At 63.2% G+C, this 14,563-nt stretch carries 12 protein-coding genes; 9 read left to right on the top strand and 3 right to left on the bottom strand.

Annotated elements, in window-relative coordinates:
• Nucleotides 1-92: 92 nt before the first annotated feature.
• Together dnaG and rpoD are read left to right on the top strand one after the other, a co-directional pair.
• Complete coding sequence (dnaG, locus tag ACZ415_RS08035) at nt 93-1,922, top strand: DNA primase (protein WP_344704956.1); 1,830 nt, start codon at nt 93-95, stop codon at nt 1,920-1,922.
• A 234-nt stretch (nt 1,923-2,156) separates the two neighbouring features.
• A complete protein-coding gene (gene rpoD, locus ACZ415_RS08040; RefSeq protein ID WP_344704955.1) occupies nt 2,157-3,980 on the top strand; it encodes an RNA polymerase sigma factor RpoD in 1,824 nt (607 codons plus the stop codon).
• A gap of 206 nt (nt 3,981-4,186) precedes the next feature.
• On the opposite strand, the gene ACZ415_RS08045 is transcribed toward rpoD, so the two are convergent.
• Nucleotides 4,187-4,846, bottom strand: coding sequence for a hypothetical protein (locus ACZ415_RS08045; RefSeq protein WP_344704954.1), 660 nt, complete (start codon nt 4,844-4,846; stop codon nt 4,187-4,189).
• Between the two features lie 187 nt (nt 4,847-5,033).
• Between ACZ415_RS08045 and ACZ415_RS08050 the strand changes: the two genes are divergently transcribed.
• The 4 genes from ACZ415_RS08050 (at nt 5,034) to mtgA (ending at nt 9,396) form a co-directional block, all read left to right on the top strand.
• Nucleotides 5,034-6,398, top strand: coding sequence for an L-serine ammonia-lyase (locus ACZ415_RS08050; protein ID WP_344704953.1), 1,365 nt, complete (start codon nt 5,034-5,036; stop codon nt 6,396-6,398).
• Between the two features lie 96 nt (nt 6,399-6,494).
• Nucleotides 6,495-7,604, top strand: coding sequence for an S-(hydroxymethyl)glutathione dehydrogenase/class III alcohol dehydrogenase (locus ACZ415_RS08055; RefSeq protein ID WP_344704952.1), 1,110 nt, complete (start codon nt 6,495-6,497; stop codon nt 7,602-7,604).
• Between the two features lie 114 nt (nt 7,605-7,718).
• On the top strand, nt 7,719-8,570 hold the full coding sequence (gene fghA / locus ACZ415_RS08060) for an S-formylglutathione hydrolase (protein ID WP_344704951.1): 852 nt from the start codon (nt 7,719-7,721) through the stop codon (nt 8,568-8,570).
• Nucleotides 8,571-8,685: 115 nt separating this feature from the next.
• Nucleotides 8,686-9,396 (top strand): monofunctional biosynthetic peptidoglycan transglycosylase, encoded by a 711-nt coding sequence (gene mtgA / locus ACZ415_RS08065; protein WP_344705151.1) that lies wholly within the window; start codon nt 8,686-8,688, stop codon nt 9,394-9,396.
• Between the two features lie 18 nt (nt 9,397-9,414).
• Here the strand turns inward: mtgA and ACZ415_RS08070 are convergent, their stop codons facing one another.
• Complete coding sequence (locus tag ACZ415_RS08070; protein ID WP_344704950.1) at nt 9,415-10,179, bottom strand: EAL domain-containing protein; 765 nt, start codon at nt 10,177-10,179, stop codon at nt 9,415-9,417.
• A 47-nt stretch (nt 10,180-10,226) separates the two neighbouring features.
• The gene (locus ACZ415_RS08075) at nt 10,227-11,153 is read right to left on the bottom strand and encodes a DMT family transporter (RefSeq protein ID WP_344704949.1); all 927 of its coding nucleotides are present in this window, start codon (nt 11,151-11,153) and stop codon (nt 10,227-10,229) included.
• A gap of 161 nt (nt 11,154-11,314) precedes the next feature.
• On the opposite strand from ACZ415_RS08075, the gene ACZ415_RS08080 reads away from it, so the two are divergent.
• The 3 genes from ACZ415_RS08080 (at nt 11,315) to ACZ415_RS08090 (ending at nt 14,556) form a co-directional block, all read left to right on the top strand.
• Nucleotides 11,315-11,704 (top strand): DUF4168 domain-containing protein, encoded by a 390-nt coding sequence (locus tag ACZ415_RS08080; protein WP_344704948.1) that lies wholly within the window; start codon nt 11,315-11,317, stop codon nt 11,702-11,704.
• Nucleotides 11,705-11,920: 216 nt separating this feature from the next.
• Nucleotides 11,921-13,831, top strand: coding sequence for a putative nucleotidyltransferase substrate binding domain-containing protein (locus ACZ415_RS08085; RefSeq protein WP_344704947.1), 1,911 nt, complete (start codon nt 11,921-11,923; stop codon nt 13,829-13,831).
• Nucleotides 13,831-14,556, top strand: a complete 726-nt coding sequence (locus ACZ415_RS08090) for a 3'-5' exonuclease (protein ID WP_344704946.1) — start codon at nt 13,831-13,833, stop codon at nt 14,554-14,556. Before ACZ415_RS08085 ends, ACZ415_RS08090 begins: the two co-directional genes overlap by 1 nt.
• The last annotated feature ends 7 nt before the right edge of the window (nt 14,557-14,563 follow it).

Consider the following 14,563-nt stretch of genomic DNA (forward strand, 5'->3'; position numbering starts at 1 on the left):
CGTTCCATGTGGCATCCCCCCAGCCCGGCTGCTTTTATTTTTCACGCTGCTATGGCGCAAACCGGCGTCGCAACGCTTGGAGGCAAGAGTCCATGGCGGGCCGTATTCCTCAGCATTTTATCGACGACCTGCTTGCCCGGGTCGACGTGGTCGAGGTGGTCGGCGCGCGCGTGCCGCTGAAAAAAGCCGGCCGTAATCACGCCGGTCTATGTCCGTTTCACGAGGAAAAATCGCCGTCGTTTACCGTCAGCGCCGACAAGCAGTTTTATCACTGCTTCGGCTGCGGCGCTCACGGCAACGCCCTGCGCTTTGTGATGGAGTACGAGCGGCTGAGCTTCCCCGAGGCCGTAGAGCAGCTGGCCTCAAGCCTGGGCCTTGAGGTGGCGCGCGAAGGCGCCGACGACCCGCACGCCCGCCAGCGCGAACAAAAGCGCAAGCAGGGCGTCAACCTGCTGGAGCTGGCGGCGAGTTTCTACCGCGAGCGCCGTGTGATGTCCGAAGGCCGCCGCGCGCGAAGCTATCTGGAAGAGCGCGGCCTGTCGCCGGAGGTGATCGACGCCTACGGCATCGGCTACGCGCCTGACGGCTGGGAAACGCTCAAGCGCCATCTCACCGAGCGCGGCATAAGCGAGGCGGTGCAGATCGAGTACGGGCTGCTGATCCACAGAGAAGACACCGGGCGCACCTATGACCGCTTTCGCAACCGGGTGATGTTTCCCATTCGCGATTTGCGCGGGCGCACCGTGGCCTTCGGCGGCCGCGTGCTGGGGGACGGAAAGCCCAAGTACCTGAACTCGCCGGAAACCCCGGTATTTCACAAGGGGCGCGAGCTGTACGGCCTGTACGAGGCGCGCAAGGCGCCGGGGAAGCTCGACCAGCTGGTGATCGTTGAGGGCTATATGGACGTGGTGGCGCTGGCGCAGTTCGGCGTTAATAACGCCGTGGCGACGCTGGGTACGGCCACCACCGAAGAGCACTTGAAGCGTCTGTTCCGTATGGTCAGCCGGGTGGTGTTTTGCTTTGACGGCGACCGTGCCGGGCGCCAGGCCGCCAGCCGAGCGCTGGCCACCGCGCTGCCGCAGATGCTCGACGGCCGCGAGGCGCGCTTTCTGTTTTTGCCCGAAGGCGACGACCCCGATGACCTGGTACGCCGGGAAGGCGCCCAGGCATTTACCGACCGGGTGACCTGTGCGGTGCCGCTGTCGGAGTTTTTGTTCGAGCAGGCGGCCGACGGCCAGGACCTGCAAACGGTGGAAGGCCGCGAGCGTTTTGCCAACGATGTGCTGGCGGCGTTGAACCAAATGCCGGACGGCATGCTCAAATCCCTGCTGCTGGAAGAGCTTGCCGAGCGCAGCGGGCTGCGCCAGGCGCGGCTGGAGGCGCTGCTGGCCCGGCGAGATGCGCCGGCGTCTTCGCCTGCCGACGCGCCGAGCGGTGCCTCGCCGGCGCTGCCGGCCAGCGGCGACGATGCCGATGCCGACGGGCACTGGGTGCTGGAGGGGCTTTCGCCCGAGGGGCGCGTGCTGCAGCTGTTGCTGCATGAGCCGCGCCTGGTAGAGACCTTGCCCGACGCGCTGGAATGGCTGCCGGGAAGCCCGGAAGGCCGGCTGTGCGGCGAGCTGGTGGCGCTGCTCAGGGCGGGGCGCTATCGCAGCCCACAGGTGGTGCTGTCGCACTTTCAGGGCAGCGCCCAGGGGCGCACGCTCGCTGCGCTGGCGCGCCGGGAGCTGTTGATTCCCCGCGAGGCGCGCAAAGCGGAGCTGGACGGGCTGGTGGCGCACCTGCGGCGTACGCATCAGTCGCGCTCGCCGCAGCAGGAGTACGAGGATCTGCTGGCCCGCGAGCGGGCCGGTGAGAAGCTGGACAAACCACAGAAACAGCGCCTGGCAAGCCTGCTGGTCGAGCTTGCCGGTGCGCGATGAGCAGCGTGGCCGCGCGGTGCGGGGTTGAATTTACCCGCCTTTGCTACCATATGAGCAGGCAAAGACGCCAAACGCTGGTCTAACCGAACAAATTAACACACCTGAACCGCCGCGCAACCGTACGACGCTGGAACGCGCCCGCCGCCAACGCTATACTCTCTGGCTTTCCGGGCGCTTTTGGCACGTCGTTTGCGCGTCAGGTGCTTCATTCTTCTTCGTCGAGATAGGGTTTCTATGGCTGGAAATGCGCAGCAGCAGTCACGTCTGAAGGAGTTGATCGCGCGGGGTAAGGAGCAGGGCTATCTTACCTATGCCGAGGTCAACGATCATCTACCCGAGGACATCGCCGACCCGGATCAGGTGGAAGACATCATCGGCATGATCAACGACATGGGCATCAGCGTCGTCGAAGTCGCGCCGGATGAAGACACCCTGATGATGTCGGATCAGTCCACAGACGAATCCGCGGCCGAAGAGGCCGTAGCGGCGCTGGCCGCCGTGGAAAGCGACGTGGGCCGCACCACCGACCCGGTACGCATGTATATGCGTGAGATGGGCACCGTCGAGCTTCTCACCCGGGAAGGCGAAATCGAGATCGCCAAGCGCATCGAAGAAGGCACCCGCGAGGTGATGTCGGCGCTGGCGTATCTGCCCGGCGCGGTACGCTCGATTCTCGACGCCTACGATGCCACCCAGGACGAAGAGGCCCCGGGGCGGCTGTCGGATCTGTTTTCCGGCTTTATCGACCCTGACGGCGGTATCCCCGACGTCGCCGAAGCCGAAGAGCCCGAGCCTGTGGTCAGCGACGACCCGGACGCCGAAGAGGAAGAAGAAACCAACGAAGGCGGGCCCAACCCGGAAGAGGCGCGCGCCCGCTTTGAACAGATCCGCGAGCACAACGCCCTGGTGGAAGCCGCGTTTGAGCGCTACGGTGCCGGCAGCGCCGAGCTCAAGGCTGAGCAGGCACGGCTGGCCGAGCTGTTCTCACCGATCAAGCTGGTGCCCAAGCACTTTGAGCGGCTGGTCGGCCAGGTGCGCATCAGCGTCGAGCAGGTGCGCGCCCAGGAAAAGGCCATCATGCAGCTGTGTGTGAAAAAGGCCAAGGTGCCGCGCAAGACGTTCATCAAGGCGTTTCCGGGCAACGAATCGCGCAAGGACTGGCTGGACGACTTTCAGCAGGCCGCACCGCGCTATGCCGACCGCCTGGAGCCGCTGCGCGCCGATATTCGCCGCTTGCAGCGTAAAATCGCCTTTGAAGAAAACATGGTGCGTTTAAGCGTCGGCGAGCTCAAGGAAGTCAACCGCAAGCTCTCCATCGGCGAGGCCAAGGCGCGCCGGGCGAAAAAGGAAATGGTCGAGGCCAACCTGCGCCTGGTGATCTCGATTGCCAAGAAGTACACCAACCGCGGCCTGCAGTTTCTCGACCTGATTCAGGAAGGCAACATCGGCCTGATGAAGGCGGTGGACAAGTTCGAATACCGCCGCGGCTACAAGTTCTCGACCTACGCCACCTGGTGGATTCGCCAGGCGATTACCCGCTCGATTGCCGACCAGGCGCGCACCATCCGCATCCCGGTGCACATGATTGAGACGATCAACAAGCTCAACCGCGTGTCCCGGCAGATGCTCCAGGAAATGGGCCGCGAGCCCACGCCGGAAGAGCTGGGCGAGCGCCTGGAAATGCCCGAAGACAAGGTGCGCAAGGTGCTCAAGATCGCCAAGGAGCCGATCTCCATGGAGACGCCCATCGGCGACGACGACGACTCGCACCTGGGCGACTTCATCGAGGACAGCACCATGATGCTGCCCATTGATCTGGCCACCGGCGAGGGGCTGGTGGAGTCCACGCGCAACGTGCTCGGCGGGCTGACGGCGCGGGAGGCCAAGGTGCTGCGCATGCGTTTCGGTATTGATATGAACACCGACCACACCCTGGAAGAAGTCGGCAAGCAGTTCGATGTGACCCGCGAGCGCATTCGCCAGATTGAAGCCAAGGCCCTGCGCAAGCTGCGCCACCCGAGCCGCTCAGAGCCGCTGCGCTCCTTTTTGGACGAGTAGCGCAAAGCCACCGGCCACGTACAAAAGCCGGGAGCTTTCCCGGCTAGGCCTCCCGGCAAGAAGCCCTCTATCTATTAAGCCCTCTATTCACAGCGCCTGTGGGCGCCCTTCGCGCACGAAAGTGCGCTCCCACCGCCGCGTTTCGCCTCCCTGCGCCCGGGGGACGCCAGAAGCCATGTGCCTTTGCCGCGCCCGGCGAGGCTGCGTCAGCTGCTGGATGTGGCCTGCAGGCGAGCGCGATAGATGCGGCGTGCCAGCAGCAAAAGCTCAATCATGGCGAAAAGAATCAGGGCATAGCCCATCAGTTCCACCACTTCTTCTGCCATGCTTTTGATGCTGCCCAGGTAGCGCTCCTGCATGACGGCCTGCCAGACTTCCTTGCGACCGTAAAGCCGGGAGAACGCATAGGTGGTAAAAAAGCCGGCGGTAAACAGCCCCAGCGAGAAGCTGTTGGCGTACTGGCCAAGCTCGACGGCAAAGCGGCGCCAGTTCATGGCGACCCGCGTCATGCTGGGCAAAATGATCGCGGCAACCAGCACCTTCCAGGCATGTTCGGCCACGTAGGCATCCAGAAAGGCGTCCTGTTCGCGAACCAGCGACGCGCCGAGAAAGGCCAGCAGCAGCAGCGTGACGTTGGGCCAGACGTTCAGGCGCTGGCGCACGTAGAGCAAAATGCCGCAGGCAAGGGTGAGAAAACCTGTTTGAGTGAGCTCGGTAAAAGCCAGTTCGGAAAAGCGCAGATCCGGCAGGTAGGCCGCTTCCAGATAGGCGCCCTGGGCAATCGCGCCGGTTATCAGCAGGTAAAGCGTAGCGCGTAGAAAAAGCGCGCCGATACCGATAGGCCATGCAGAAGAAGTGTGGTGCATCATACGTCCTGACATGCACGCCGGTAAAAGCCGGCGCGCCTTGGTTCATGGATAGGGTTAGCTTTGGTTCATGGGCTAAACATGCAAAGATGTATGCCAGTATATCGCGTTGTATTCGGGCATGCACCACGCGTGCCCAGCAGGGCGATGGGCAACGCCGCAGCCATCGGCGATGAAAGGGGGAGTCATGGCGATTAGCGTATTTGATCTGTTCCGGGTGGGGATCGGTCCGTCGAGTTCGCACACCGTGGGGCCGATGCGCGCTGCGCGTGCCTTTGCCTGTGCCTTGCGCGACCTTGATATCGAACGCATCAGGGTAACGCTGCGCGGCTCGCTGGCCGCCACCGGGGTGGGCCACGGTACCGATCGCGCCGTGGTGATGGGGCTGGCCGGTGAAACGCCGGAGGGCATCGACCCGGACGGCATCGATGCGCGCCTGGCCGCGCTGGACGCCGGCGAGCCGCTGGTGCTGGCGAACGGTCAGCGCGTAGCGTTTTCCCGCCGCGACGATATCGGCTGGGACGACCGCTGCCTTGCGTTTCACCCCAACGCCATGCAGCTTGCTGCCCTGAGCGGCGCTCGCGTAGTGGCGAGCGAAACCTACTACTCGCTGGGCGGCGGCTTTTACATCGATCAGGCCGGCGCCGACCACGGCGGCGCCGGCGACGACACCACCGCGCTGCCCTACGCCTTCGCCAGCGCCGCTGAGCTGCTGGCCCTGTGCCGCCGCCACGGCATGCGCATCAGTGAGCTGATGCTGGCCAACGAGCGCACCTGGCGTGGCGAGGCTGATATTCGCCGCTCGCTGCTGCATATCTGGGCGGTCATGCGCGAAAGCATCGACAACGGCCTGGCCGCCCGGGGGCATCTACCCGGCGGGCTTAACGTGCGCCGCAGGGCGCGCCAGCTCCACGAGCAGCTTCAGGCGCCCCAGGATCAGCGCCTGATCGTTTCCAGCTTTTCATTGATGGACTGGGTCAACCTGTTTGCCCTGGCGGTCAATGAGGAAAACGCCGCGGGGCGGCGCATGGTCACCGCGCCCACCAACGGCGCGGCGGGCATCGTGCCGGCGGTGCTGGCCTACTATCTCAAGTTCGAGCCGGACGCCGGCGACGATGACATCGTCAACTTTCTGCTGACCGCCGGGGCCATCGGTATTCTGTGCAAGGAAAACGCTTCGATTTCCGGCGCTGAGGTGGGCTGCCAGGGCGAGGTAGGCTCGGCCTGCGCCATGGCGGCCGCCGGGCTTGCCGAGGTGCTGGGCGGCAATATCGATCAGGTGGAAAACGCCGCGGAAATCGGCCTGGAACACAACCTGGGGCTGACCTGTGACCCGGTCGGCGGGCTGGTGCAGGTGCCGTGTATCGAGCGCAATGCCATTGCCTCGGTCAAGGCCATCAACGCCGCGCGCATGGCGCTGCACGGCGACGGCGAGCACTTTGTTTCGCTGGACAAGGTCATCCGCACCATGCGCGATACCGGCCGCGATATGCAGGACAAATACAAAGAAACGTCCAAGGGCGGGCTGGCCGTTAACGCCATTGAGTGCTGAGGCTACAAACCTTGCAAGATGTTGTAATATATACGAGATATCACGGAGACAAACCACGGCGCCCGCGCCGGGTCGATAAGCAAGAGGAGTGAAACGATGAAATCACGTGCTGCGGTGGCGTTGGAAGCAGGCAAGCCGTTGGAGCTTGCCGAGATCGACGTAGAAGGCCCGAAACACGGTGAGGTGCTGGTGCGTCTGGTGGCGACCAGCGTGTGCCACACCGACGCCTACACGCTGTCCGGCGCTGATCCGGAAGGCAACTTTCCGGCCGTGCTGGGCCATGAAGGCGCGGGCATCGTGGAAGACATCGGCCCCGGGGTCAGCAGCGTCAAGCCCGGCGATCACGTCATCCCGCTTTATACCGCCGAGTGCGGCCAGTGCAAGTTCTGCCTGTCGGGCAAGACCAACCTGTGCAGCAGCGTACGCGCCACCCAGGGCAAGGGGGTGATGCCTGACGGCACGTCGCGCTTCTCGCTGGACGGCAAAAAGCTGCATCACTACATGGGCTGCTCCACCTTCAGCGAATATACCGTGCTGCCGGAGGTGTCGCTGGCGGTGGTGTCCAAACAAGCGCCGATGGACAAGATCTGCCTGCTGGGCTGCGGCGTCACCACCGGCATCGGTGCGGTGATGAACACCGCCAAGGTCGAGCCGGGCGCGACGGTGGCGGTATTTGGCCTTGGCGCCATTGGTCTGGCGGTGATTCAGGGCGCGCTGATGGCCAAGGCCAGCCGTATTATCGCCATTGACGTTAATCCGGAGAAGTTCAAGCTGGCCGAGCAGTTTGGCGCGACCGACTTTGTCAATCCCAAAGACTACAGCGCTTCGATCCAGGAAGTCATTGTCGATATGACCGACGGCGGCGTGGACTATTCGTTTGAGTGCATCGGCAATGTTAACGTCATGCGCCAGGCGCTTGAGTGCTGCCATAAAGGCTGGGGCGAGTCGGTGATTATCGGCGTGGCCGGCGCCGGCGAAGAAATCGCCACGCGGCCGTTCCAGCTGGTGACCGGTCGGGTCTGGAAAGGCTCGGCGTTCGGCGGCGTCAAGGGCCGCACCGAGCTGCCCGGCTACGTCGATCAGTACATGAAAGGCGAGATCAACATCGACGATTTCATTACCCACAATATGGCGTTTGAAAAAATCAACGAAGCGTTTGATCTGCTGCACGCCGGTGAAAGTATTCGCACCGTGCTGCACTATTGAGCGTAGCGGCTACAGCCACCGGTGCTTGCCTACAAGCGCAAGTATCAGTTTCAATTGCGCGGCTGCAGGCCGCGCACCGGGCGCCAAGGCGCCAGATATCAACGGGAGCCTGCCATGAGTATGAGTGAAACCCTGGAGTTGGTGTCGGAAAACCGCAGTTTCGGTGGCTGGCATAAACGCTATCGCCACTACTCGCGGGCGCTTGATTGCGACATGATCTTTGCCGTCTACCTGCCGCCCCAGGCCGAAGACGGCCGGGTGCCGCTTTTGTGGTGGCTTTCGGGGCTGACCTGCAACGACCAGAACTTCATGGAGAAAGCCGGCGCCCATCGGGTCGCAGCAGAGCTTGGCGTGGCCATCGTCTGCCCGGATACCAGCCCGCGGGGCACCAACCTGCCCGGCGAGCACGATAGCTTTGATTTTGGCTCGGGCGCGGGCTTTTACGTCAACGCCACCCAAGCGCCGTGGAACGCCCACTACCGCATGTACGACTATCTGGTGGAAGAGCTGCCGTCGGTAATGCGCCTGCAGTTCCCGGTCAACGGCCGGGAGTCCATCAGCGGTCATTCCATGGGCGGGCACGGCGCGCTGACGCTGGCGCTGCGCCATCCCGGGCGCTTTTGCTCGGTCTCGGCGTTTGCCCCGGTGGTCAACCCCATGGCATGCCCCTGGGGGCAAAAGGCATTCAGCCATTATCTGGGCGAGGATGTCTCCCGCTGGCGCCAGTACGACGCCTGCGAGCTGGTGGCCAACGGCGCATCGCGCCAGCGGCTCTTTATTGACCAGGGCGAGGCCGACCCGTTTCTTGAAGAGCAGCTCAAGCCTGAAAACCTGGAAGCGGTGTGCGAAAAGCACGACCATCCGCTGACGCTGCGCCGTCAGCCGGGCTACGACCACAGCTACTTCTTCATTGCCTCGTTCATTGAAGATCACCTGCGCTATCACGCCGAGCAGCTGTATAAATAAACCCAAGCCGACACTGCGGCGCGCCGGACGCTCGTCGGGCGACGGCGCGCACCGTTTTTCCGCTGGCCGGCAGGGCGCAACGCCTTGCCGGCCGCGTTCACGTCTGCATCTGGCGATAGCGCGGCTATGGCAGCGGGTAGCGCAGCTTCTATGGCGCTTGGCGCTGGCGTTTGTGCTGGGGTCGCTGGCCCTGGTGCTGGTGTTTCGCGCGGTGCCGCTGCCGGGCTCTATGGTGATGGCCGAGCGCAAAGTGCAAAGCTGGATCACCGGCGAGCCGCTGGATATCGACTATCGCTGGCGCGGCCCAGAGGCGCTCAGCGATGCGGCACGCATGGCGGTTATCGCCGCGGAAGACCAGCGATTTCCCACCCACGGGGGCTTTGATTTCGTTGAAATTCGCCGGGCGCTTGCCGCGCGTCTGGGCGGCGGGCGCCTGCGCGGCGCCAGCACGCTGAGCCAGCAGACCGCCAAGAATGTCTTTTTGTGGAGCGGGCGCAGCTGGCTGCGCAAAGGACTTGAGGCGTGGTTTACGCTGCTGATCGAAATTTTCTGGGGCAAGCAGCGCATTCTGGACGTCTATCTTAACGTAGCCGAATGGGACCGCGGCGTGTTCGGGCTGGAAGCCGCCGCACAGCACTACTTCGGCGTGCCGGCAAGCCGGCTTGACCGCCGTCAGGCAAGCCTGCTGGCGGCGATTTTGCCAAGCCCCCTAACGCGCAGCGCCGCTAGGCCTGCGCCGCGCGTTGAGCAGCGCAGCCGCTGGATTCGCCAGCAGATGCAAAACCTTGGCGGCGCGCGCTACCTCAAGGGTTTGGCCGACGAGTAAGCGCCGGGCTGCCCGGCACTACGCGTACTTGTCGTCGGCGATGTTGGCGATGGCCTCAAACGCCGGGCGCGCAAAGTAGAATCCTTGCTGTATCGGCATGCCCAAATCCGCCAGGCAGCGAGATTCATCGCGGGTTTCCACGCCCTCGGCAACCAGCCCAATGCCCAGGCTCTTGGCCAACATGGCCACGCTGCGCAGCAGCGCCTGGCGGCGGATGTCCGTATCACAGCCCATGACCAGCTCGCGGTCTATCTTCAGCGTGTCCGGGCACAGCTCAGTGAGCAGGTCAAGATTGGCATAGCCGCTGCCGAAGTCATCAAGGGAGGTGGAAAAGCCCATGGCGCGGTAGCTATCGATAATGCGGCGCATGTGCGCGCGATCCTGCATCCACTCGGTTTCGGTAATTTCAAAATTGAGCCGCTCGGTGGGCCAGCCTACCTGCTGTGCGGTGGCAAGCGTCGCTTCGATGCAGGCGCGCGGTTCGTACACCGCGTTGGGCATGAAGTTGATCGACAGGCGCTCTTGTATGCCCAGCCGGCTGGCGAGCTCAATGGCCCGGATACGGCAAGCCTGGTCAAAGCGATACATCAGCTCATCGGTAACCTGGGCGAGTATGCTGCCGGCCGATTCGCCATCGGGGCCGCGGACCAGCGCTTCGTGATAAACGGTTTGACGCTGGTTGACATCCACAATGGGCTGAAACGCCATGCTAAACGTAAACGGCAAAGGCATATCGCAGCGGTTGCAGTGGCCGGCGACGCGTGCGCAATGATGGTTGGACATAGGGAAAACTCGCAGTGAAGGCGCCGAAATATCGTCGGCGTCGATGGTTATCTATTGTTTACCGGCGCCGGTGAGGCCCGCGCGACAAGAATCACGCCGCCGATCGCGATGGCCATACCGACCAGGCCCGGCCAGGGCAGGCGTTCATCAAACAGCCACCAGGCTTGCAGCGCGGTGACCGGCGGTACCAGATAAAACAGGCTGGCTACGCGGGAGGCTTCGCCTTTTTTGATCAGGGCCATCAGCAGCACAATGGCGGCGATGGACAAAACCAGCACCAGCCAGCCAAGGGTTAGAACGAACGTGGGTGTCCAGACGATTTGGCGCGTTTCAAAAAGTCCTGCCCCCAGGGTGAATAGCGTGCCGGCGGCCAGATACTGAATCACCGCCCCCGACAAAAGCGGCATTCGGGTACAAAAGCGTTTCTGGTACAGCGTTCCCAGCGTGATGCCCAGCAGGGCCATGATAACGCTTGTCAGCGCCCCCGGGCCAAACCCCTTGAACAGCGAATCGCTCAAATCGAGCTTGCTGCCCAGCACCAGCGCGATGCCGATAAGCCCCAATAGTAGCCCCAGCCACTGGCGTTTGCCCAGCCGCTCGCCCAGCAGCGGCCCGGCAAAGGCGGCGGTAAGCAGCGGCTGCAAGCCTACCAGCAGCGCGGTCAGGCCGGCGGGCATGCCCAGCGCGATGCTGTAAAACACCCCGGCCAGATAGGCGCCGTGCACCAGCAGTCCGGATACCGCGATATGCCCCCAGAGCCTGGCGCCGGCCGGCCAGGAGGCGCGCATGACCAGCACCAGCGGTAGCAAAACGGCCAGGGTCAGCGCGCAGCGCAGCCATAAAAAAGTAAACGGCTCTGCGTAGGGCAGGCCAAATTTGGCGCCGATAAAGCCGGTGCTCCACAGCAGCACGAATACCGCCGGCATGCTTGCCAGGCCGAGCGCGCCGGGTTGGCGCAGAGGCTGCGTGTTCATTGCGTGCCTCGCCGTAAACGCGCCGGCGTCAAGCGCCGGGTGTGCGGGTAGGCGTCGGTGACGCCGGTCGTTGTTACATTTCGAAACATTAAAACAGGAACCTGTTGGCCAGCGGGTCGTCACACAGAGACATTCATCATGCACCCGTGAGGTTTTATTTCATGCCACGTTTTACTGCATTGTTCTCCGCTGCTTTGCTTGCCACCGGTTTGATGGCGGGCACGGCCCAGGCGCAGCAGTCAACGGACACGGCCCAGAGTCAGGCACCCAGCGCCGAGTCTCAAGCGCAGGACTTCAGCGATCAGCAGCTCCAGCAGTTCGCCGATGCGTCTCAGGAAATCGCCGTGGTGTCCCAAGAGTATACCGAGCGCCTGCAGTCCGCTGAAGGCGAAAAGGCCCAGCAGGAAGTGCGCGCCGAGGCCAACGAGAAAATGATCCAGATCGTCGAGAATAGCGGTCTGGACGTTGACACCTTCAACGCCATTGGCCAGGCCATTCAGCAAAACCCGGAAATGATGCAGCGCGTACAGAAAATGGCAAGCCAGTCGTAACAGCCTGGCGCTTTGGTTGCCCCGCGCATCGGCCATTGCCGGTGCGTAAAGAGCGCACCGCGAAAGCAACGCAGCCAAAGCTGCCCCTCAGGGCGCAGCAGATCCCGGCGTAAAACGCCGGGATTTTTTTGTCGATACAGGATTGCGCTTTACCGGTGTCGGCAGGCGTTCCAGAATACCGGCCTACACCGCAACCGATAACGCCCAGGAGGCCGCATGGATGCCGAGCTGATGGAAGTTCGCCAGCACATGACCCAGTTTCCGCCCTTTGATGCGCTCAGCGAGACGCTGCTGGATACGCTGGCCGGCCAGGTAGAAGTGCGCTACTTCAAAACAGGCAGCGCTATACTGCAGCTTAACGCCAGCGTGCACGAGTTTTGCTACATACGCAGCGGGGCGGTGGAGGTCTATCGGCGGCAGGGAGACCTGTACAACCGCTTGGGCGAGGGCGATATTTTCGGCCATTTCCACTTGCTGCGCGATCACGTAGTGCGTTTTCCGGCCAAGGCCATTGAAGATACGCTGATCTACTTTATTCCCGACGCCGTGTTTCAAAAGCTCTGCAGCGCAGACGAGCATTTCGCCGACTTTGTCGAGCTGGAGCGCCCGCGGCTGGAATCCGTGGCCGAAGAGCAGCGTCAGTCCAACGATATGATGGTCACACGGGTTCGTCGCCTTTTGTCTCGCGGGCCGGTCATGGTCAGCGAAGAAACCAGCGTACAGGATGCCGCCCGGCAAATGAGCGAGGATCAGTCGTCGGCGCTGCTGGTGACGCGCCCCTGCACACAGGATACGTCGCGCTGCTTTTATGACGGCAGCGAAATGCGCCAGATCTGCGGGATCATGACCAACAGCGACTTTCGCACTCGCATCGTCGCCAAGGGCGTGTCGGCGCAGACTTCCGTGGGAGAGGTGGTGTCCCAGGTGCCCATCAGCGTGCAGGCGGACGTGTCGATTAACGAAGCCATGCTGACCATGCTGCGCTATAACATCCACCACCTGCCGGTGCTGCATCGCCAGCGGCCCCTGGGCATTGTTCATCTGTCCGATATTATCCGCTACGAAACCCATAGCGGGCTTTATCTGGTCAGCAACATTTTCAGCCGGCTGAGCGTAGAGGGGCTGGCGCGGCTGGCGCCGGACGTGCGCGCCGCTTTTGTGCGCATGGTGCAGGAAGGCGCCAGTTCCGAGGTGATCGGCAGCGCGCTTTCCACCATCGGGCGCAGCTTCACACGCCGGCTTTGCGAGCTTGCCGAGGCGTCGCTGGGCCCGCCGCCGGTGCCCTATGCGTTTATGGTCAACGGCTCCATGGCGCGCAACGAGCAGGGCATTGTGACCGATCAGGACAACGCCCTGGTGCTTGACAATACCTTTGACCCGGCGCAGCACGATGCGTATTTCCGCCGCCTGGCCGCGTTTGTCAGCGACGGGCTGGACGCCTGCGGCTACACCTACTGCAAGGGCAACATCATGGCGACCAACGCCCGCTGGCGCCAGCCGCTAGCGGTGTGGAAGCGCTATTTCCACAACTGGATCCACGCGCCGACCGCAGAAACGCTGCTGCACAGCTCCATCTTTTTCGACCTGGACAGTGCCTACGGCGAAGCCTGGCTGGTCGAGCAGCTCCAGGACCTGGTTGCAGAGCAGGCGCCGCGCTCCCCGCGGTTTCTTGCCGCCATGGCGCGTAACGCGCTCAATCGCACGCCGCCGCTGGGGTTTTTCCGCACCTTTGTGATGGAAAAGGACGGCAAGCACAACAACTCCATCAACCTCAAGCGCCGCGGCACGGCCCCTATGGTGGATCTGGTCCGCATACACGCGCTGGCCTGTGGCTCCAGCGCCCAAAACACCTTCGCGCGCCTGGACGATATTCACCGGGCGCGGGTACTGGCCTCGGGCGTGAGCGATAAGCTGCGCTATGCCTTTGAATTTTTGTGCATGTCGCGGCTTCGCCATCAGGCGATTGATATCGAAAAAGGCCGAGACGCGGATAACAACATCGAGCCGGAAAACGTTGAAAGCAGCGAGCGCCATACCCTGAAGGATGCGTTTCAGGTGCTGAGCAACGCCCAGAAGTTTCTGAAATTCCGCTATCCCATGCCCTCTAGCCAAACGGAGCGGCGCTGATGTGGGGAGTTCGGCCGCGACAGAAAATCGTTCGGGCCGACTGGGCCGGATATATGCGCTCGCGCGCCGCCGCGGCCCAAAATGATGCCGTCAAGGCGTTTTTCGCCACGCCGGTGCCGGCACCGCAAACCCCCATCGCTGACGTGCCCATGGTCGCGCTGGATATGGAGACCACCGGGCTGGACGAGCGCCGCCATGCCATTGTAAGCGTGGGCGTGGTGCCCTTTACGCTGGCGCGCATCCCGCTGGCGCACCGGCGCTATTGGGTGGTAAAGCCGTCCCGGCCGCTTTCCGGGGCGTCTATTGCCTATCATCACATTACCCATTCGGAAATTGCCGGGGCGCCGGACTTCGAGGCCATCATCGATGAGCTGCTGCCGGCCATTGCCGGCCGGGTTGTGGTGGTGCACTTTCGCAATATCGAGCGCCCCTTTCTGGAAGCGGCGGTGCGGGTACGCCGCGGGGAAGGCGTCGTGTTTCCCATGATTGACACCATGTCGCTGGAAGCGCGGCTGTACCGCCAGAGCCGCTGGGCGCGGTTTCGCCGCTGGCTGGGGCGCCCGCCGGTATCCATTCGGCTCAACGCCAGCCGCGCGCGCTACGGCCTGCCTGCCTATCAGGGCCACCACGCCCTGGTGGATGCGCTGGCGACCGCCGAGCTTTTGCAGGCGCAGGTTGCTACCCACTACCATCCCGAAACGCCGCTGAGCGCGCTATGGTGCTAAGGCAGCG

This window comes from Halomonas cibimaris, assembly GCF_055379665.1.